15 protein-coding genes are annotated in these 18,655 nt (G+C 67.3%); 6 read left to right on the top strand and 9 right to left on the bottom strand.

Annotated features, from left to right (window positions below):
• The first annotated feature begins 104 nt into the window (after window positions 1–104).
• Window positions 105–1,652 carry an alkaline phosphatase gene (locus tag ABR323_RS11360; RefSeq protein WP_439449362.1) on the top strand — a complete coding sequence of 516 codons (1,548 nt, stop codon included), beginning with the start codon at window positions 105–107 and terminating at the stop codon, window positions 1,650–1,652.
• On the opposite strand, the gene ABR323_RS11365 is transcribed toward ABR323_RS11360, so the two are convergent.
• Window positions 1,649–1,828: a hypothetical protein gene (locus tag ABR323_RS11365; RefSeq protein ID WP_439449363.1), complete on the bottom strand. Its 180-nt coding sequence runs from the start codon at window positions 1,826–1,828 to the stop codon at window positions 1,649–1,651. The two genes, ABR323_RS11360 and ABR323_RS11365, sit on opposite strands and share 4 nt — an antisense overlap.
• A gap of 98 nt (window positions 1,829–1,926) precedes the next feature.
• On the opposite strand from ABR323_RS11365, the gene ABR323_RS11370 reads away from it, so the two are divergent.
• The gene (locus ABR323_RS11370) at window positions 1,927–2,826 is read left to right on the top strand and encodes a LysR substrate-binding domain-containing protein (protein WP_439449364.1); all 900 of its coding nucleotides are present in this window, start codon (window positions 1,927–1,929) and stop codon (window positions 2,824–2,826) included.
• A 242-nt stretch (window positions 2,827–3,068) separates the two neighbouring features.
• Here ABR323_RS11370 and ABR323_RS11375 read toward each other — a convergent pair whose 3' ends face one another.
• Window positions 3,069–3,785: an ABC transporter substrate-binding protein gene (locus ABR323_RS11375; protein ID WP_439449365.1), complete on the bottom strand. Its 717-nt coding sequence runs from the start codon at window positions 3,783–3,785 to the stop codon at window positions 3,069–3,071.
• Between the two features lie 81 nt (window positions 3,786–3,866).
• Here ABR323_RS11375 and ABR323_RS11380 point away from each other — a divergent pair, with 81 nt between their 5' ends.
• A complete protein-coding gene (locus tag ABR323_RS11380; protein WP_439449366.1) occupies window positions 3,867–4,238 on the top strand; it encodes a VOC family protein in 372 nt (123 codons plus the stop codon).
• A 95-nt stretch (window positions 4,239–4,333) separates the two neighbouring features.
• Here the strand turns inward: ABR323_RS11380 and ABR323_RS11385 are convergent, their stop codons facing one another.
• Window positions 4,334–5,176: an arylamine N-acetyltransferase family protein gene (locus ABR323_RS11385; protein ID WP_439449367.1), complete on the bottom strand. Its 843-nt coding sequence runs from the start codon at window positions 5,174–5,176 to the stop codon at window positions 4,334–4,336.
• A 203-nt stretch (window positions 5,177–5,379) separates the two neighbouring features.
• Here ABR323_RS11385 and ABR323_RS11390 point away from each other — a divergent pair, with 203 nt between their 5' ends.
• Complete coding sequence (locus tag ABR323_RS11390) at window positions 5,380–7,917, top strand: methyl-accepting chemotaxis protein (RefSeq protein WP_439449368.1); 2,538 nt, start codon at window positions 5,380–5,382, stop codon at window positions 7,915–7,917.
• 77 nt (window positions 7,918–7,994) lie between these two features.
• On the opposite strand, the gene ABR323_RS11395 is transcribed toward ABR323_RS11390, so the two are convergent.
• From ABR323_RS11395 to ABR323_RS11420, 6 genes are all read right to left on the bottom strand, one after another.
• Window positions 7,995–10,517, bottom strand: a complete 2,523-nt coding sequence (locus ABR323_RS11395) for a PepSY domain-containing protein (protein WP_439449369.1) — start codon at window positions 10,515–10,517, stop codon at window positions 7,995–7,997.
• A 578-nt stretch (window positions 10,518–11,095) separates the two neighbouring features.
• Window positions 11,096–11,659: a TlpA family protein disulfide reductase gene (locus tag ABR323_RS11400; RefSeq protein WP_439449370.1), complete on the bottom strand. Its 564-nt coding sequence runs from the start codon at window positions 11,657–11,659 to the stop codon at window positions 11,096–11,098.
• Entirely contained in the window at window positions 11,656–14,040 is a 2,385-nt protein-coding gene (locus ABR323_RS11405) for a protein-disulfide reductase DsbD domain-containing protein (RefSeq protein ID WP_439449371.1), read from the bottom strand. The genes ABR323_RS11400 and ABR323_RS11405 overlap by 4 nt, the downstream gene beginning before the upstream one ends.
• Window positions 14,037–14,375, bottom strand: a complete 339-nt coding sequence (cutA, locus tag ABR323_RS11410) for a divalent-cation tolerance protein CutA (protein WP_135275286.1) — start codon at window positions 14,373–14,375, stop codon at window positions 14,037–14,039. Before cutA ends, ABR323_RS11405 begins: the two co-directional genes overlap by 4 nt.
• Before the next feature lie 68 nt (window positions 14,376–14,443).
• A complete protein-coding gene (locus ABR323_RS11415) occupies window positions 14,444–16,234 on the bottom strand; it encodes an endonuclease (protein WP_439449372.1) in 1,791 nt (596 codons plus the stop codon).
• Window positions 16,235–16,334: 100 nt separating this feature from the next.
• Window positions 16,335–16,475 (bottom strand): hypothetical protein, encoded by a 141-nt coding sequence (locus tag ABR323_RS11420; RefSeq protein ID WP_439449373.1) that lies wholly within the window; start codon window positions 16,473–16,475, stop codon window positions 16,335–16,337.
• 116 nt (window positions 16,476–16,591) lie between these two features.
• On the opposite strand from ABR323_RS11420, the gene ABR323_RS11425 reads away from it, so the two are divergent.
• Complete coding sequence (locus ABR323_RS11425; protein ID WP_006396661.1) at window positions 16,592–16,879, top strand: co-chaperone GroES; 288 nt, start codon at window positions 16,592–16,594, stop codon at window positions 16,877–16,879.
• A gap of 81 nt (window positions 16,880–16,960) precedes the next feature.
• A complete protein-coding gene (gene groL, locus ABR323_RS11430; protein WP_253077954.1) occupies window positions 16,961–18,610 on the top strand; it encodes a chaperonin GroEL in 1,650 nt (549 codons plus the stop codon).
• Window positions 18,611–18,655: the final 45 nt, after the last annotated feature.

Raw genomic sequence — 18,655 nt, forward strand, 5'->3', positions numbered from 1 at the left:
GTGGGGCCCTGGAGGATAGTGTGCAGTGGCTGCACGAAGCTGCAATATTGCAACGATATAACGTATCGTCATTGTGGGCCGCCGATGGCCCGACGGGACATCCGATGACTGCACGTATTCCTCGCCGCTGGCTTCATTCTTCGCTGCTGCTCGCGCTGGCCGCACTTGGCGGCTGCCAGCCCAACCTGCGCGCCGAGGCTGTTTCCTCCGCCGAAGCGCGCCCGCACAACGTGATCGTGATGATCAACGACGGCGCCGGTTGGGGTACCTGGGACGCCGCTGCCTACTGGCAGTACGGTGGCCGCGAAGGTGCGCCGTATGCGGACTTTCCGCAGCGCCTGGCGGTAACTACCTTCCCGTTGAATGCCGCCAGCCAGCCGACCCGCGACAATGCGCAGACCCTTGGCTACGACCCGGCCAAGGCTTGGGATGACACCGCGGTGCCGGCGCCGGACCTGCCGTTTGCCAGCTACCAGTACCTCGCAGCGGTGGCCACCGACAGCGCGGCGGCGGGCACGGCGCTGTCCTCGGGCATCAAGACCTACAACAACGCCATCAACTACGACAACGATGGCCGGCCGGTGAACTTCAACACGCTGCGCGCCAAGCGCCTCGGAATGGCCACCGGCGTGGTCACCTCGGTGCCGTTCGCGCACGCCACGCCAGCCGCGTTCGCCGCGCAGAACGAATCGCGCAACAGTTACCACGCCATTGCGCACCAGATGCTGGCGCAGGGCCACATGGACCTGGTGATGGGCACCGGTGGGCCCGGCTACAGCGTTGATGGTCGCGCCTGCGACGGTGATGCGGATGCGGGGAAGGCCGAGGGCTGCGCGAATCCGTGGGAATGGGTTTCGCAGCAGGATTGGCAGCAGCTGGAAGCGGGCAAGGCCATTGCCGGCAATCCGGCGGGACCGTGGCGCCTGATCCGCAGCAAGGAAGCGTTCGCCGCATTGGCGCAGGGGCGGATGCCCGCTGATCGGCCGCTGATCGGCGTGCCGCGCGTGGCCACTACGCTGCAGCAGGCGCGCCAGCTGCAGGTGCTGGGCAAGGACGCATCCACGCCTTCCGGTGTGAGGAAGATCGACAGCGTGCCCGACCTGGCGACCATGACCCGCGGCGCGCTGCAGTTCCTGCAGCAGCGTTCGGCCAAGGGGCTGTTCCTGATGGTGGAAGGCGGCGCCACCGATTGGGCTGCGCATACCAGCGCCTGCGGCACCGAATGGCACTACGGCCAGTGCAGCGACCAGCCGCAGTTCGGGCGGCTGATCGAGGAAACCGTGGAGTTCAACGACGCGGTAACGGCGGTGGTCGAATGGATCGAGCGCAATGGTGGCTGGGAGCGCAACCTGCTGATCGTCACCACCGACCACGACAACAGCATGCCGATGGGCCCGGATGCACAGCGTGTGGCCTTCGAGCCGGTGCGCAACAATGGCCGTGGCCGCATGCCGGGGATCAGCTTCCGTCCCACCGGCAACCATTCCAACGCGCTGGTGCCGCTGTGGGCCAAGGGGGCGGGCGCGGAACTGCTCGGCAAGCGCGTGCGTGGCGTCGATGCGGGCTACCGCCAGCATGTGCGCTGGAACGACGGCAGTTACATCGACAACACCGACGTGGCTGCGGCGGTGCAGGAGGCGCTGCAGCGCTAGGAACGTGCCGGCCGTTGGCCGGCAGCTGCAGGCTGCCCGGTCGGCGAGGTTGTCGGCCAGCGGCCAGCACTACAGGGGGTGCTGCTGGGCGTCGGGGACGGGCTGGCCAACTGGCGTGCCAGCTCGGCGCTGGCCACGTGGCCGTGCAGGAACAACAAGCCGCCGAAGATGTTCATGAGCGTGCCTCCACTTGAGTGGATTGCACGATACGGGCAGCATGGAAGGGCAAAAAGCGACATTTCCGCAAGCATGCCTTGAGAGGAATTCAAGCCTGATGTCCCGCCCACCGCTCCATGCCCTGCAAGGCTTCGTGGCCGCCGCCCGGCTCGGCAACCTGTCGCGCGCGGCAGCGTCGATGAACCTGACCGTCAGTGCGCTCAGCCATCAGATGCGCCAGCTGGAAGAACGGCTCGGGCAGCCGCTGCTGATCCGCCAGCCGCGCGGCGTCACCCTTACCCTGGAAGGCCAGCGTCTGCTTGACCAGGTGGGTCCGCATCTGGATGCGATCAACGAAGCCTTCCAGCCCTATGCGGCACGCGCCGAGCACGTGCTGACGATCAGCGCGGTGCCATCGATGGCGTCTGCGTGGCTGGTGCCACGGCTGGGTCACTTCGTGGCTGCGCATCCGCAGATCGAGATCAACCTGCAGTCGAGTGAGCGCTTGATCGATTTCGAGCGGCAGCGGCAGTTCGATGCCGCGCTGCGGCTGGGCAGCGGACAGTGGCCGGGGCTGGTGGTAGAGCCGTTGTTCGACGAATGGCTGCTGCCGATGGCCAGCCCGGCGCTGATCGAACGCATGGGAGGCATTGGCCGCATGCCACTGAACCAGTGGCCGCTTCTTGGTGATCCGGACGGTGCGTGGGGCGCGTGGTTCGCGTTGAGCGGGCAGAGCCCTCCATCGCGCTTCGTGGCAGTGCTGGATGATTCGGAGGCGCACCATCGCGCGGCCCTGGATGGCGTGGGCGTGGCGTTGGGGCGGGTAACACGGGCGCGGCTGCTGCTGGATTCCGGCCAGCTGGTCGCACTGTCCAACCAGCGCCTGAAAACCGCCTGGCCGCATTGGCTGGTGTACCCGCAGCGCTCGGCCCGGCATCGCGGCTTCCTCGCCTTCCGCGACTGGCTGCATGCGCAGGCCGCCGAGCACGTGCGGCATATGGCAGACGCGCATTTGTAGCGTCGAGCCATGCTCGACCACCGCATCCGCATCTGTAGCGTCGAGCCATGCTCGACCATCCCATCCATCCCATCCATCCCATCCATCCCATCCCATCCCATCCCATCCCATCCCATCCCATCCCATCCCATCCCATCCCATCCCATCCCATCCCATCCCATCCCATCCCATCCCATCCCATCCCATCCCATCCCATCCGCATCTGTAGCGTCGAGCCATGCTCGACTGCTTCTGCTCTACAGTCACCGCACCAGGGTGACTGCCTGCCCGGCACGGGCAAACGCTTCCTCCAGCAACGCGCCTGCCTTGATCGCCTCCACCGCCTCGAACAACGCCTGCAGTGCGACGGCCGGGCGTGAGGCCGGCGCTGCCACCGCCTGCTGGATCGCGGTGAAACGGTCGGCCAGCACGCGGTGGCCGGGTTGCGTCTGCGCCCATGCTTCCAGCGGCTGGCGTACACCGGCAGCGGCATCCAGATTCTGCTGGTGGAACAGGGTGATGGCCGCCGCCGAGGTCTCTGCCCGCTCGATCATGGCGTGGCGCAGTTCGCGGCTGAGAAACAGATCGTAGGCTGCACCGCGGCCCACCGCGATGCGCAGCCCCTCGCGGTCGAGGTCGGCCACCTGCTGCGCAGGGCTGTCCTCGCGCACCAGATAGGTGCCTTCGATTTCCACGTACGGGGCACTGAAGGCAATGCGGTCGGCGCGTGCCGGATCGATGGCCAGGAAGGCCAGATCCCAGCCGTCTTCGCCTGCCGCGGCGACCACCGAGGCTGCGGCATCGTGGCAGGTGAAGCGTGCCTGCACGCCCATCCGTTGCGCCAATGCGGTAGCCAGTTCCAGCGAGGGGCCGCGCGGTGAGCGCGCATCGCCCTGTGCCAGCACCGGGTTGCCCAGGTTGATCGCCACGCGCAGGAAACCGGGCGGTGCCAGCGTACTTCGATGATCGGACAGAGGCATGCAGGGCTCCGCAGGGCAGGGGAGACCCAGCATGCCAGTGTCGCTGCGCAGGCAGTGTCAGCGTCCGGTTATCCTGTGTGGATGAATCCGATCCTGCATGTCGAGATCCCAGCCAGTGATCTAGCCCGTGCCATCACCTTCTACCAGCTGTGGTTGCAGGTGAGGGCAGATGAACCAATCGTGCTGCACGACTGCCGGATGGCCTATCTGCCGTTCGCCGATGAGGCCGCCGGTGCGAGCATGGCGCTGGTGCAGGGTGCGGACTATCTGCCTTCCGAGCAGGGTGCGCGCATCTATGTCGGGGTCGATGACCTGGACGCTAGCCTGGAGCGTGCACTACAAGCAGGAGCCGAGCTGCGCTTCGGCCCGGCCGACGCGGGGGACTGGCGCGTGGCCGAGATCCGTGACAGTGAAGGCAACCGGATCGCGGTGCAGGCGCGCGCGTCCATGTAGAGTCGAGCCATGCTCGACTGCTTTTGGGGCGCTGGGAACGCGTCAGTCGAGCATGACTCGACTCTACAAATGCGTCAGTCGAGCAGGGCTCGACGCTACACGTGGGTCGCGGCGCGTGAGCGCTGCAGCCAGTCGTTGATTGCCGGGTCCAGCCGCGGGTCGTCCGGCAGCTGCATGCCGAAGCGCTGCTGCAGCACGTCGCGCACATCACCCACATCATGCAGCGGGCGCTTGTCCGGCGCCTGCCCGGGGCGGTATTCGGTGTAGTTGCCGCTGCCGATGGTACGGCGCCAGTCCGGCCCAGTCAGCGACGCACGCAGTTGTCCGGGAAAGCTCGAATCCGGATGAGTGCACACGTACCAGTTGCCCACCACGTTGTCGATCGGCGCCGGCGGCTGCAGGTCGAAGCGATACATTGCCCGCCAGCCATCGTTGGATTCGGCCGAGAGCACGAAATCACCGTCATCGCCCAGCCGCTGAAGCAGAAAGCGTTCGTGCGGCGTGGCCTGCGGCAGCGGGTCGTGCAGGCGCAACGGCACGGTCGGGGTCAGGCTACCGAAACCGGCATCCACCAGCCAATCATCGCCATCCACCTGCACGCGCAGCAGCAGGTGGGTACGCGCCGTCAGTTCACCGTCCTGTGCCGCCAGCAGCACGCGCGCGCTCAACGGCTGCGCGTCGAAGCCCAATGCCTGCAGCAGCGCCAGCAACCCGCCATTGAGTTCGAAGCAGTACCCGCCACGGCGCTGGTCCAGCAGCTTGCGCTGCACGCTGTCCAGGTCGATAGGCACCGCATCTCGCAGCAGGCAGCTGAGGGTCTCGAACGGCAGCAGTGCGTTGTGGCGCTGCTGCAGCAAGGTCAGGCCGGCCAGGGTCAGCGGTGGCGGCGCATCCAGCTGCAGGCGCTGCAGGTAGCGGGGAACGTCGAGCGTGGTCATGGAGGCACCGGGCGGGGAAGGGAGGTCCACTGTGCTCCCCCAACCGGGGTTGAGGTCAAGCACCGTGGCCGTGTCATGCCCCCGTCGCCTGCACCCGGTACAAAGGCCGCGTCCACCAGTGACCGGGGGACGCAGACGAAGAAAACGCTAAAGTTGTCCTGAATCCAGCCGATACAGGTGCGTCCTTCCGCCTGGAGTCTGTCATGTCGGCCGTTGTCCCCCACTTCCGGTCCCTGCGCACGCGCCTTGCCGCGTTGAGCTCGGCATCCCCCGGCCTGCTGCGGTGGTTGCAGCCGCATCGGCTCAGCGTGGCCAACAAGCTCAAGGCCACACTGTGGATCTGCGGCCTGGGCCTGGTGGCGATCGCCGCCGTCTACACCTGGACCGCCCAAGCCAACGCGCAGGCTGCACGCAGTCAGGCCAGCTACCAGCGCGGCAGCGATCTGGCTGCCAGCCTGACCACCCGGGTGGCCGAAGCGCGCCGCCTGCAGACCCAGTATGCACGCAGTTTCGATGATGCCGACCGCGCGCAGCTGTTGGCCACCCAGAAGGCGCTGCAGACCGATCTGCAGGCGCTGCGCGCGATGCCGATGGATGCTGGCCGGCGCAAGGCCCTGCAGGCGCTGACTGAAACCGCCGACGCGTTCTCGCAGGGTGTGGCCGCCCTGTTCGAACGTGTCGATGAGATGGGCCGTGGTGACGCCGGACTCGCCGCGCAGCTGCAGCTGGCTGCCGACACACTGCAGACGCAGGTGGATGCGCTGCAGCGGCCGTCGTTGGCGTTGTCCCTGCAGAAGATGCGGAGGCAGGAGGCGCTGCTGCTGCTCGACGGTGATTCCACCCACGCCGACCGCGCCAGCGAGGAAAAGCTGCCGTTCGACCTCGCGCTGGCGGGGCTGCCCGCGGATGCGCAGGACACGCTGCGCATCGGGATGGAGGCGTATCAGGCCGCATTGCTGGGGTATACCGCTGCCCGCGTCGGCCTGGATGTGGAAGCGCAGTCGCTGCTGGACACCGCTGCGGGCGTAGCGCCGGCGCTGGCCGCATTCCAGCAGGCGCAGGTGGCGGCGCTGGCCAAGGCGCAGGCGCGCCAGCAGGCAGGCGCGCGCACCATGAGCGTACTGTTCGCACTGACCCTGCTGCTGGTGGCCGGCGTGTTGATCACCAGCCTGGTGCTGGTGCTGCGTGCGGTGCGCCAGCCGATCCAGGACACCCTGCGCTTCGCCAGCGACATCGCCGACGATCGCCTCGAAACCACCCTGCGTGTCTACAACGCCAATGATGAGATCGGCCAGCTGGCCCAGCGCCTGGTCGACATGCAGCAGCGCCTGCGCGCGCGCATCGAGACCGAGCGCGCCGTTGCGCGTGGCAACACCCGGGTGCGCCAGGCATTGGACAGCGCGCAGACCGGCCTGATGGTGATCGATGCCGAAGGCCTGGTGGCGTATGCCAATCCGGCCCTGCTGCTGCAGCTGGAACTGCGGGCTGAAGACCTGATGGGCAGCGATGCGGTGCGACTACATCCGGCACTGGCCAGCCTGGCCGGCGTGCGCCAGCGCGAGGAACGCGAGATCGGCCATGGCGGCGTCCGCTACCAGTTGATTGCCAATGCCATCACCGACGAAGGGCATTTTCTCGGCGTGGCAGTGGAGTGGCGCAGCCGCGCGCTGGAAACCCTGCTGGAAACCGAAGTGGCAGCACTGGTCGACGCCGCCGCACATGGCGACCTGCATGGCCGCATCGCGCTGGAGGGAAAGCAGGGCTTCGTGCGTACGTTGTCGACCAGCATCAATCGCCTGTTGACCACCTTCGAGACCAACCTCGGCGATCTGCAGGCGCTTCTGGCAGCGCTGGCCCGCGGCGATCTCAGCGTGCGCATGGAGGGCGACCTGCAGGGTGTGTTCGCACGCATGCGCGACGATGCCAACGCCACTGTCGCGCAACTGGGCCGTATCGTCACCCGCATCCAGCAGGCGACGTCCAGCCTCGATACCGGTGTCGGTGAGATCGTTGCCGGTCACCATGATCTGTCGCAGCGCACCGAACAGCAGGCGGCCAACCTGGAAGAGACCGCAGCGTCGATGCATGAGCTGACCGACACCGTTGGCCGCAATGCCGATGCCGCAGGCCGTGCCGACGTGCTGGTCAAGGGTGCGGCGGAAGTGGCCCAGCGCGGTGGCGAGGCCGTTGGCCAGGTGGTCGCGACCATGCATGGCATCAGCGAGGCCTCGCGACGGATCGGCGACATCACCCAGCTGATCGACGGCATCGCCTTCCAGACCAACATCCTCGCGCTGAATGCCGCGGTGGAAGCCGCGCGCGCGGGCGAACAAGGTCGCAGCTTTGCCGTGGTGGCTGCGGAAGTGCGCCTGCTGGCACAACGCAGTGCGGAGGCGGCCAAGCAGATCAAGGGCCTGATCGAGGATTCAGTGGCGCGCGTCGGCCAGGGCAACCAGCAGGCCGAACAGGCCGGCACCACGATGGGCGAGATCGTCGGCAGCGTGCAGCAGCTGGTGGATCTGCTGGCCGCGATCCGCGGTGCATCGCAGGATCAGCATGCCGGCATCGCCCAGGTGAACCAGACCATCGTGCAGATGGAAGCCAGTACCCAGCGCAATGCCAGCCTGGTGGAAGAGGCCGGTGCCTCGACAGCGCAGATGCAGGCGCAGGTGCATGCGCTGGCGGAGGCAGTGGGTGTGTTCCGCCTGCAGTCGATGCCACAGGCGCGCGCCGCGGCCTGATCCTGCTCCGGTAGTGCCGGCCGCTGGCCGGCACGTCCATGATCACGCCGGCCAGCGGCCGGCAGTACTCGTGTGGCTCAATACACGTCGCGGCGGTAGCGCCCGTTCTCCAACAACGTTTCCACCGCGTCATTGCCCAGTGCCTCGCGCAGCACCTGGTCCACGCCTTCGGCCATGCCCTGCAGCGAACCACAGACGTGGATCACCGCACCGCGCTGCATCCAGTCACGCAGCGCATCGGCGGCCGCATGCAGTCGAGCCTGCACATAACCACCTTCGCCGTCGCGCGAGAACGCCAGGTCCACCCGCGCAAGATGGCCATCGGCCTGCCACGCTTCGATCTCATCGGCGAACAGGAAGTCGTGCGCACGCTGGCGTTCGCCGAACAGCAGCCAGTGCCCGTGCTCACCTGCATGTGCGGCTTCGCGCAACAGGCTGCGTAGGCCCGCGATACCGGTGCCATTGCCGATCAGTACCATCGGCGCACCGCCAATGCGATGGAAACCGGGATTGCGATGCACGCGGGCCACAATGCTGGCACCGACTGGCGCATGCAGCGAGAGCCAGCCGGAACCCAGCCCGGCGCGACCGGACGCGTCATGCACCAGGCGCACGACCAGATCCACCGCACCGTCATCAGGACAGGAGGCGATGGAATATTCGCGCCCGGGCAGCATCGGCAATCCGGACAACCACAGGCAGGCATCCTGCACCGCCAGCGCGGCATCCGCGTCGGGCAGCTCACGTTCGCTGGCCAGTGCCAGCAGCGTGCGCGGCATGCCGTCAATCAGCAGCGGTTGCAGCGGATCCAGAGCGTGCGCGCTCAGTACCGCGCTGGCATGCCGCGCGTTATGCCGGGGCGCGATATGCAGGATGTCGCCTGCTTGCCACTGCACGTCGGCCGGTGGCGCAAGACGGATGCGCCAGATGGCGCCGCCCACGCTGCCCGGGTTGAGACGTTCGCGGCCGAGCAGCCGCCACTCATGCATCTGCGTGGCCGCCGGCAGCACGCTGTCATCGGTGACGATGCCGGTCAGCGCGCCCAGCTGCAGCTGCCATTGGCGCAGGGCCGCTACCGAGGCGGCATCGACTTCGATGCGCTCGAACAACGGACGCGCGCCGTTGCTGATCAGCCAGCCATCGACCTGGCGACCAAACCCACAGTAGTGCGGGTACTGTCGATCACCCAGCGCCAACAGTCCAAACTGCAGGCCTGACAGATCGAGCGTCTGTGTCATCAATCGGCGTGCAGCGCCTCGCGCCGCATCCGGTGGTTCGCCATCGCCAAAGGTGCTCAATACCAACAGCACCTGCGCGGTGCGCCCCAGCTGCGCGGCATCGACGCGCGCCAGCGGCAGCACCTGCACCGCATGACCGGACGCCTGCAGCTGTGCGGCTGCGCGCCATGCGAGTTGTTCGCCCAGCCCACTCTGGCTGGCATGCACCACCAGCCACGCCGTGCCGCTGCCTTCGTCAGGTGTTGTCGGCAACGACTGACGCAGCTCACGCGCGGCGCGCTGACTGCGGCGACGGTCCAGGTACAGCATCCAGCCGGTGATGAAGAACAGGCTCATGCCCAGGCTGCTGAGCATCACCACAACACGCCCGGGCACGCCGAAGTAGCTGCCCGAGTGCAGCGCGAACACGCTGGTGGCCAGCTGCGCGCCGGTGCCCTGGCGTGCGTAGGGGCGGGCATCGAGAGTGCCACCGGTGCCCGGGTCGAGCTGCAGCAGATCATGCGCGCGGTCATGCTGGCCGCCGCGCTGCGACGGATCACCGGCCATCACACGCACGTTCAGTGCCTGCCCTTGCTTCTCCGGCAGGCGCAGATCGATGTAGCCGGTGCGCACGCCGGGCAGTGCATACAGCGTGGCCTCGACGCGGTGCAGATCCAGTGCCGCGTCGGCGGCGACCTTGTGCTTTGCCGCCGGCGCCACGCCCAGCAACGCGTTGGCGGCGCTGCGATACCAGTCGAACGACCACCACAGGCCGGTCAGCGCACTCATCAGATAGATCAGCAGTACCCAGGTGCCGATCACCGAGTGCAGGCTCCACAGGAAGCCACGGCCGCTGCGCTTCCACTCCACCGCCAGCCAACTGCGCCAGTGCCACCAGCGCCGGGGCCAGCGCAGGTAGAGGCCGGACAGGGTGAAGAACAGCAGCGCGATGGCACAGCTGCCGGTCATCCATTTGCCGCGTTCGCCGGCGGCGAGGTGGCGATGCAGGTCCTCGACGAAATCGAAGAACGCCTGCCCGCGCAGGGCAGTGAAGCGCTCACCGCTGTACGGGTCGAAGTACACCCAGTGTTCCTTGCCACCGGCAAAGCGTGCCACCGACGGCCGCTGGCCGGTCGCATCCACGCGCAGGCGTTGCAGGGGACGATCACTGCCGGCCTGCAGCAAAGGCACCAGTTCGCTGAGTTCAAGCGGAAGCTGGCCGTCGACATGGTGCTCGGCGATCTCGGCGAAGCCGGGATTGGCCGCCCGCAGCAGTTCATCCTCGAAAGACAGCACGGCACCGCTGAGGCCCATCACGGCCAGTACGGCACCGGCGGTGATGCCCAGCAGCCAGTGCAGTTGGAACAGGACGTTCTTGAACATCGAAGGAGGAGGGCCCGGAAGGCTGCCGCCCGCATCCTGCGCAACAGCAAATGAGAATTAGTCGCGGAATTCTCCGTGGCGCCCTGCCTGCGGTCAAGCAGGGGGGATCGGCGGGGCGGCGCCTGGCACCCGCGGTAGTGCCGGCCGCTGGCCGGCAACCTCAGAAGCAACAGCGTGCATTCCGTGGGATGGCGGGGTGGGTCCGGTTGCGGGAGCCGCTGCAAGTACGTCCTGCAGTAGATCCACGCCATGCGTGGATGCTCCTCGTTCAAACGTCGAAATATTCGATTTCGATGGAGATTCATCCACGCATGGCGTGGATCTACCGTGTCGACCAAGGTCGACATCTACCAACAGCGCCTTGAAGCTGTCGGGGGGGGGGCGGTGTGGGGCTGCAGGACCGTTGGCGCCATGGATGGCGCCATCGAGCCCCCATGGACGGGTTTACGGCGTGTCCTGCAGCCCCACACCGCCCCGCCCAATACTCAGCAATACGGAGTTGCTTCGGCTGTTGCTTCTGAGGTTGCCGGTCAGCGGCCGGCACTACCGCGGGTGCAGGGTGCAACCCTGCCGAACCCTCACTTCACCCAGCCGTCTATCTCACCGTGGGCGAACGGTCCCAGCTTTGCCTTCAGCAGCCGCCCCTGCGCATCGAACAGCACGCTGTAGGGCAGCAGACCCTGGGTATTGCCCAGCTGCACGCTGGCGTCGCGCGGGCCCGGCGTCTCGATGACGATCGGGTAGTCCACCGGCACCCGCTGCAGGAAGCGACGCACGTCTTCCTGCGTATCCAGCGCCAGGCCCAGCACCTGCACGCCTTGGTCGCCCTGTGCAGCGGCAAAGCGCGCCAGCTCGGGCATTTCCTCCACGCAGGGCGCGCACCAGCTGGCCCAGACGTTGATCAGCAGCGGGCGGCCGGCGAAGCGCTGGCGCAGGTCCAGCGCTCGGCCCTCCAGATCCGGCAACGTCAGCGCCGGCAGTGGGTCACCCGCCTGCAGCGCAGGCGTCGCGGGGGCTGCAGGGGAAGCGACCGGTGCTGCGGCAGGCGCAGCCGGCGCAGGAGCCAACCGGTACCCGGCCCACAGGCCAAGGCCGGCGGCCAGCACCGCTGTCCACAGCAGCGCTGGCCGTTGCCACTTCATCGTGCGGTGCGCAGCAGCGCTTCCTCGACCACCGCCTGGGTCAGCAGGGTCGGCAGCACCGTCGGTGGTGCGCCGGGGCCGTAGACCACGTACAGCGGCACGCCCACCGCCTTGTGCTCTTCCAGGAACGTGGTGATCTGCGGATCGACATTGGTGTAGTCACCGCGCATGTACACCGCATTGGTGCGCTTGAGCAGTTCCTTGAACTCCGGCCGCGACAGCACGGCGCGCTCGTTGGCCTTGCAGCTCACGCACCAGTCGGCGGTCATGTTGACGAACACCACGCGCTTGTCTGCGCGCAGGCGGTCCAGCAGCTGCGGCGAGTATTCGACCACGTTGTCCGTGGCCGCCTGTGCGGCGCGTGCCGGCGGTGCCAGCTGGGTGACGCCCCAGGCCGGCACCAACGCGGCGATGGCCAGCAGGACTCCCAGCAGGGCAACGGCACGCGGGCCGGTCCAGCGGTTGCGTTCGAACAGCCACAGGCCGAAAGCGAACAGCAGCAGGCCGCCCAGCACCAGCGCCATGCCGTCCACCCCGCGCTGCTTGCCCAGCACCCACAGCAGCCACAACGCGGTGGCATACATCGGGAAGGCCAGCACGTGCTTGAGCGTTTCCATCCACGGGCCCGGCTTGGGCAGGCGGCGTGCCAGCGCCGGCACGAAGCCGATCAGCAGGAACGGCAGGGCCAGGCCGAGGCCGAGGAACAGGAACACGGTCATCGCCTGCAGTGGCGTTGCGATGAATGCGTAGGCCACTGCGCCGCCCATGAACGGACCGACGCAGGCGCTGCCGACCACGCAGGCCAGTGCGCCGGTGAAGAAGTCCCCGGCCGGGCCGCTGCGGTTGGCCAGCGACTGGCCGAGGTTGCCGAGGCCACCGCCGAGGGTGAACACCCCGGACAGGCTCAGGCCCACCGCGAACATGACGTAGGCCAGTGCAGCCACCACGCCCGGATGCTGCAGCTGGAAGCCGATGCCGACTGCGTTGCCGATCGCGCGCAGGCCCACCATCAGCGCACCGATCACCGCGAAGGCGACCAGCACACCCAGCGTGTACCAGAGCGCGTGGCTGCGTGCGCGCTGCGGGCTTTCACCGCTCTGTGCCAGGCCGAGCACCTTCAGCGACAGGATCGGCAGCACGCACGGCATCAGGTTCAGCACCAGGCCGCCGGCCAGGGCCAGCAGCAGCACCCACAGGAACGAACGGTCCGGGTTCGGCGTGGTCACCGGCGGGCGCGTGCGCATGGCGTTGTCGCCGCGCGCGTCGGCGGCGAACGCGTTGTCAGCGGCGGCAATGCCAGTACCGGCCGGAGCGTCGGTGTCGGCGTTGGGGACGGTCGGCAGCAGGCGCAGCGGCGCGCCGTTGGCAGCTTCGCGCGGTGCATCGGCGGCGGTCGGCAGCGGGCTGATCACCTCGTTGCGCGGTGGCGCCTGATCGGTGCTGGCGTTGATCTTGCCGGCCGGGATGGACAGCTTCACCCGGCGGGTCATCGGCGGGTAGCAGATGCCATCGGTCTGGCAGCCCTGGAAGGTCACCACCAGGGTGCTGCCGACCGCGTCGGCAACGGAGCGGCGCAGCGGCAGCGGTACTTCCACCTGGTTGAAGTACACCGAGACATCGCCGAAGTGCTCGTCGCGATGCGATTGCGCGGTCGGCCAGCGCGGCTTGTCGGCCAGCACGCCGGCGCTGCCCTCCAGCTTCAGCGAGGTGCGATCGCGATACAGGTAGTAGCCCGGCGCGGGGCTGAAGCGCAACAGCAGGGTGTTGCCATCGCTGGCGATGGCATCGAAGCCGAACGCCTGTTCCGACGGCAGCGGCAGCGCCTGGCTGTTGCTGGCCGCACCCGGGAGGCGCAGGCCGCCGCTGTTGCCAGCACCGGCCAGCGGGTTGTTGAACGGGCTGGCGCCGGCGGGGCGCGCGGCAGGAGCGGTGGCCTGTGCCCCGGCACCCGGCAGCGTGACCTGCACCACGCGCTTCTGCGGCGGGTAGCAGACACCGGCATCGGCGCAGCCCTGGTAACGCACTTCCAGGCTGATGGTGCCGGCCGCATCGGTCGGTGCGCCGGGCAGGGTGGCCTGCAGACGCTCGCGATAGGTTTCAACCTCGCCGAAGAAATCGTCGTGGTGCTTGTCGCCCTTGGGCATCTGCAGCGCGCCGGCATTGAAGGCCGGATCGGCCTTGACGCTGGTGCGGTGGCGATAGAGGTAGTAGCCCGGCGCGATCTTGAACTGCAGCTGCACCTGGCCACGTTCGGGGGCGGTCGCGGTCAGCGCGAACGCCTGGTCCACCGGCAGCAGGTCCTTCTCATCCAGCGCGAAGGCCGGCAGTGAAAGCCACAACAGGGCGCACAAGGCGGCGCCACGCGCAAACAGAGTCTTCAATCAGTGTCCTCCCGGGTCTGAGCCCGGATCCAGTCCAGATACGCCGGCAGGCCGGCCCGGGTTTCGACCGCGATGCACTCCGGGAGTTCATACGGATGCAGTTCGACGATCCGGGCGATTGCGTCATCGACGCGGCTCGCGGTGGTCTTCACCAGCAGCTGCAGTTCGGTGTCGGTCGTCACCTCGCCCTGCCAGCGGTAGGTCGACTGCGCGCCATCGAGGCGGGTCACGCACGCGGCCAGGCGCTCGCCGACCAGCGCGTGCGCGATGCGCTCGGCACTGGCCCGGTCCGGGCAGGTGGTCAACAGCAGCAGGACGGGATCGACGGTCGACATGACCGTCGAGTATAGGGCCGCCGCCGGGTCAGGGCCCGGCGGCGGCAGTGGACCGCTGCGTTGCGCGGTCAGTTGGCCAGCTGGCAGGTGGCCGGCTTGGCCGAGGTGAACAGGGCCGGGGTGGCCCACTCGGGGTGGTCGATGAACGGGTTGCGGTTGCCCTGGAAGCTGTAGATCACGTCATTGCGGGCACGCTCCGCAGCGCTCGGCGGGTCGGCCAGATGCCAGTCGATCAACGTCGACAGCAGACCCATGTAGGCCGGCGAACTGCTGGTCTTGACGATCTTGCTGCGGTCATCGGTCAGCTCCAGGTCCGGCTCGGACTGGCCGGTGGCCGCATCCTTGCCGCCCTCGTAGCGGATGGCCATGTACAGCACCGCACGCGCCATGTCGCCCTTGCGTGCACCCCAGACTTCAAAGGTGCCACCGTTGCCGTCGGGCGTGCGTACCCAGTTGGAGTTGCCCGGGTAGCCGCCGCTGCCGCCGCCCTGGCCGTTGTTGGCCTCGGTGGCACGCTCGCCGCAGTTGGCGTCGCACTTGCCGAAGGGCTTGTTGCCACGATCGGCGTTCCACTGCGCGTCGGTCAGGTACAGCATGTGGGTGTCGGTATACGGTGCGTACGGCAGGCCCTTGTCGCCGGTGGTGCTGGCAAAGCCCAGCGAGTTCGGCCAGGTGTGCTCGCGGTTGTACTTCAGGCCGCCGCCGCTGCCGGCGCGGTCGGTCACCTTGGCGTAGCTGCGGTTGCGGTACGCATCCAGGATCCTGCCGCTGTTGTTCGGATCCTCGTCGGCGATCTCCAGGATGGTCCAGGTGCTGGTGCCCGAGCCGCTGTACGGGTAGGCGGTGTGGCCCTTGATGGTGGCGTGCAGCGAGCAGCGCAGCTGGCTGGGGCTGCTGGTGTTGACCTTGGAGTAGTAACCGGCGGGCACGCCGGGGTTGCCCGGGTCCGGATTGCCACCGGTGCTGGCCACGGTGAAGGCGATGCGGCTGTCGGCGGCCGGGTGTGCGCCCTGCAGGTCGGTGATGCGCGCGGCGCGGATGTCGAAGCGGCAGGCCTCACCGGCCACCAGAGCGGTGTTGGTGGACAGCTTCACGCTGCGGCCGCTGGCCGGGAACGTGAGCGGCACGCTGCCGGAGGTACCGCAGCTCAGGGCGAAGGCGCCGCTGGCCAGGTTCACCGTTTCGCTGAACACCACTTCCAGGTCGGCGGCGGCGGGGAAGGTGCTGCTGCCCTGTGCCGGCGTGGTGGTGGAGACCGACGGTGGTGTGTTCGGGCCCGGGGTGCCGCCACCGCTGAAGGTCTGGCCATTGTTGCAGCTGCCGAAGGTCTGCCTGGCCGATTCGGCCCAGGTGAAGTGCGCGTACTGGCTGCCGCTGCCGGTCAGCTGCAGCGAGGTGCCCGCTGCGGTGCTGTTGGTCTCGGCCACCGGAATGTTCTGGCTGGTCATGCCGGCGGCAGGACCACCGGAGGCGGTGATGGCGCCCTCGTAGCTGAGGAACTGGACCACCTTGCCGCTGGCATCGACCAGGGCAATGCCGTCGTTCGGGCCGTTCTGGAGGCCGTTGGTCGGGTAGTTGACCACGGCGATGCTGGCGCTGCCGCAGCCGGCGGTGGTGCCGGCCGGGACCGGATTGTTGGCGTAGACCGTGGCGGCCGAAGGGTTGCTGCCGTTGTAGAGGTAGAGGCGGTAGCCGGACAGGTCTTCTCCGGCAGTAGCGACCACTTCGATGGCTTCGCCGACGTCACCGGCGGCGGTGCTGTCGTCGTAGTGCAGTTCGTTGATGAAGACTTCGGCCTGGGCCGGCGCGGCGGCCAGTGCCAACAGGCAGGCGGCGGCGAGCGGGGACAGCAATCGCATCGACTACTCCTTGTGATTGGGAATGCGCGGCCGAGCCTAAGGCCGATCCAGTGACACTTTGTCGTAAATGAACGTCAGATATCTGACAGTGCGACGTGGATCACCAAATGTCGAGGGTGCGGACATGGCGGTGCCGCGCTGCACCGGCATCAAGGCCTTCGCGCAGGGCAGGAACCTGCACCGTTGGCGGCAGCGAAATTTTTTCCGGGATCGGCCTTGAAAGGCCCGGGGCCAGCTCCATCTCTGTCCTGCTCCCGATTCGTCGGGCTTTTTCGCGAGCGATGCTGGCAGTCACCTTGGGTGAGTGCTAACATCGCCAGACTTTTTCAGACCAATCAATAACTTAAGAGGTCTCTCATGAGCATCAAGCCGCTGCACGACCGCGTTGTGGTCAAGCCGATCGAAGCCGACGAAATCTCCGCCGGTGGCATCGTCATTCCGGATTCGGCCAAGGAAAAGTCCACCAAGGGTGAAGTCGTGGCCGTGGGCCCGGGCAAGCCGCTGGACAACGGCAGCGTGCGCGCTCCGTCGCTGAAGGTCGGTGACAAGGTCATCTACGGCCAGTACGCCGGCAGCTCGTACAAGAGCGAAGGCGTCGAGTACAAGGTCCTGCGCGAAGACGACGTGCTCGCCGTCATCGGCTGAGCCTCGGCGCGACCTGTTTCAACCTGACTTCCAATTCCCAGCCGCCGGGCACGCCCCGGCGCTACCAATGAGGTAATCGCAATGGCTGCCAAGGATATTCGTTTCGGTGAAGACGCCCGTTCGCGCATGGTGCGCGGCGTCAACGTTCTCGCCAATGCCGTCAAGGCCACCCTGGGCCCGAAGGGCCGCAACGTTGTGCTGGAAAAGAGCTTCGGCGCTCCGACCATCACCAAGGACGGCGTCTCCGTCGCCAAGGAAATCGAACTGGCTGACAAGTTCGAGAACATGGGCGCGCAGATGGTGAAGGAAGTGGCTTCCCGCACCAACGACGACGCTGGCGACGGCACCACCACCGCCACCGTGCTGGCCCAGGCCCTGATCCGCGAAGGTGCCAAGGCTGTTGCCGCCGGCATGAACCCGATGGACCTGAAGCGCGGTATCGACAAGGCCGTCGTGGCCGCCGTCGCCGAGCTGAAGAACATCTCCAAGCCGACCGCTGACGACAAGGCCATTGCCCAGGTCGGCACGATCTCGGCCAACTCGGACGAGTCGATCGGCCAGATCATCGCCAACGCGATGAAGGAAGTCGGCAAGGAAGGCGTGATCACCGTTGAAGAAGGCTCGGGCCTGGACAACGAGCTGGACGTGGTCAAGGGCATGCAGTTCGACCGCGGCTACCTGTCCCCGTACTTCATCAACAACCAGCAGTCGCAGACCGCTGACCTGGATGACCCGTACATCCTGCTGCACGACAAGAAGATCTCCAACGTGCGTGACCTGCTGCCGGTGCTGGAAGGCGTCGCCAAGGCCGGCAAGCCGCTGCTGATCGTTGCCGAGGAAGTGGAAGGCGAAGCGCTGGCCACCCTGGTGGTCAACACCATCCGTGGCATCGTCAAGGTCGTGGCCGTCAAGGCGCCGGGCTTCGGCGACCGTCGCAAGGCGATGCTGGAAGACATGGCCGTGCTGACCGGCGGCACCGTGATCTCCGAAGAAGTGGGCCTGTCGCTGGAAAAGGCCACCATCAAGGATCTGGGCCGCGCCAAGAAGGTGCAGGTTTCCAAGGAAAACACCACCATCATCGATGGCGTGGGTGACAAGGCTGCGGTCGATTCGCGCGTTGCGCAGATCAAGACCCAGATCGAAGACACCTCCTCGGACTACGACCGCGAGAAGCTGCAGGAACGCGTGGCCAAGCTGGCCGGTGGCGTTGCAGTCATCAAGGTTGGCGCTTCGACCGAAATCGAAATGAAGGAAAAGAAGGACCGCGTCGACGACGCCCTGCACGCCACCCGTGCGGCCGTTGAAGAAGGCGTGGTTCCGGGCGGCGGTGTTGCCCTGGTCCGTGCAGTGTCGGCACTGTCCGGCCTGAAGGGTGCCAACGAAGACCAGAACCACGGCATCCAGATCGCCCTGCGCGCGATGGAAGCCCCGCTGCGCGAAATCGTTGCCAACGCCGGTGAAGAGCCGTCGGTCATCGTCAACAAGGTCAAGGAAGGCACCGGCAGCTTCGGCTACAACGCCGCCACCGGCGAGTTCGGCGACATGCTGCAGTTCGGCATCCTGGACCCGACCAAGGTGACCCGTTCGGCCCTGCAGAACGCCGCTTCGATCGCTGGCCTGATGATCACCACCGAAGCCATGGTTGCCGAAGCTCCGAAGAAGGACGAGCCGGCCATGGGTGGCGCCGGTGGCATGGGCGGCATGGGTGGCATGGGCGGCATGGACTTCTAAGTCCACGCCCCCGGAGGTAGTCGCCGACCTTGGTCGGCACGCCTT

Origin of the sequence: Stenotrophomonas sp. ATs4 (genome assembly GCF_051861585.1) — a bacterium.
Classification (GTDB): Bacteria; Pseudomonadota; Gammaproteobacteria; order Xanthomonadales; family Xanthomonadaceae; genus Stenotrophomonas; species Stenotrophomonas maltophilia_AS.

Excerpts from the sequence above, each read along its gene's own strand:
- ABR323_RS11420 (WP_439449373.1), bottom strand. The coding sequence starts at position 16,475 with ATGGAGCTGGCCCCGGGCCTTTCAAGGCCGATCCCGGAAAAAATTTCG.
- ABR323_RS11360 (WP_439449362.1), top strand. The coding sequence starts at position 105 with ATGACTGCACGTATTCCTCGCCGCTGGCTTCATTCTTCGCTGCTGCTC.
- ABR323_RS11415 (WP_439449372.1), bottom strand. The coding sequence starts at position 16,234 with ATGCGATTGCTGTCCCCGCTCGCCGCCGCCTGCCTGTTGGCACTGGCC.
- ABR323_RS11375 (WP_439449365.1), bottom strand. The coding sequence starts at position 3,785 with ATGCCTCTGTCCGATCATCGAAGTACGCTGGCACCGCCCGGTTTCCTG.
- ABR323_RS11370 (WP_439449364.1), top strand. The coding sequence starts at position 1,927 with ATGTCCCGCCCACCGCTCCATGCCCTGCAAGGCTTCGTGGCCGCCGCC.
- ABR323_RS11385 (WP_439449367.1), bottom strand. The coding sequence starts at position 5,176 with ATGACCACGCTCGACGTTCCCCGCTACCTGCAGCGCCTGCAGCTGGAT.
- ABR323_RS11380 (WP_439449366.1), top strand. The coding sequence starts at position 3,867 with ATGAATCCGATCCTGCATGTCGAGATCCCAGCCAGTGATCTAGCCCGT.
- groL (WP_253077954.1), top strand. The coding sequence starts at position 16,961 with ATGGCTGCCAAGGATATTCGTTTCGGTGAAGACGCCCGTTCGCGCATG.
- ABR323_RS11425 (WP_006396661.1), top strand. The coding sequence starts at position 16,592 with ATGAGCATCAAGCCGCTGCACGACCGCGTTGTGGTCAAGCCGATCGAA.
- ABR323_RS11400 (WP_439449370.1), bottom strand. The coding sequence starts at position 11,659 with ATGAAGTGGCAACGGCCAGCGCTGCTGTGGACAGCGGTGCTGGCCGCC.
- cutA (WP_135275286.1), bottom strand. The coding sequence starts at position 14,375 with ATGTCGACCGTCGATCCCGTCCTGCTGCTGTTGACCACCTGCCCGGAC.
- ABR323_RS11365 (WP_439449363.1), bottom strand. The coding sequence starts at position 1,828 with ATGAACATCTTCGGCGGCTTGTTGTTCCTGCACGGCCACGTGGCCAGC.
- ABR323_RS11395 (WP_439449369.1), bottom strand. The coding sequence starts at position 10,517 with ATGTTCAAGAACGTCCTGTTCCAACTGCACTGGCTGCTGGGCATCACC.
- ABR323_RS11390 (WP_439449368.1), top strand. The coding sequence starts at position 5,380 with ATGTCGGCCGTTGTCCCCCACTTCCGGTCCCTGCGCACGCGCCTTGCC.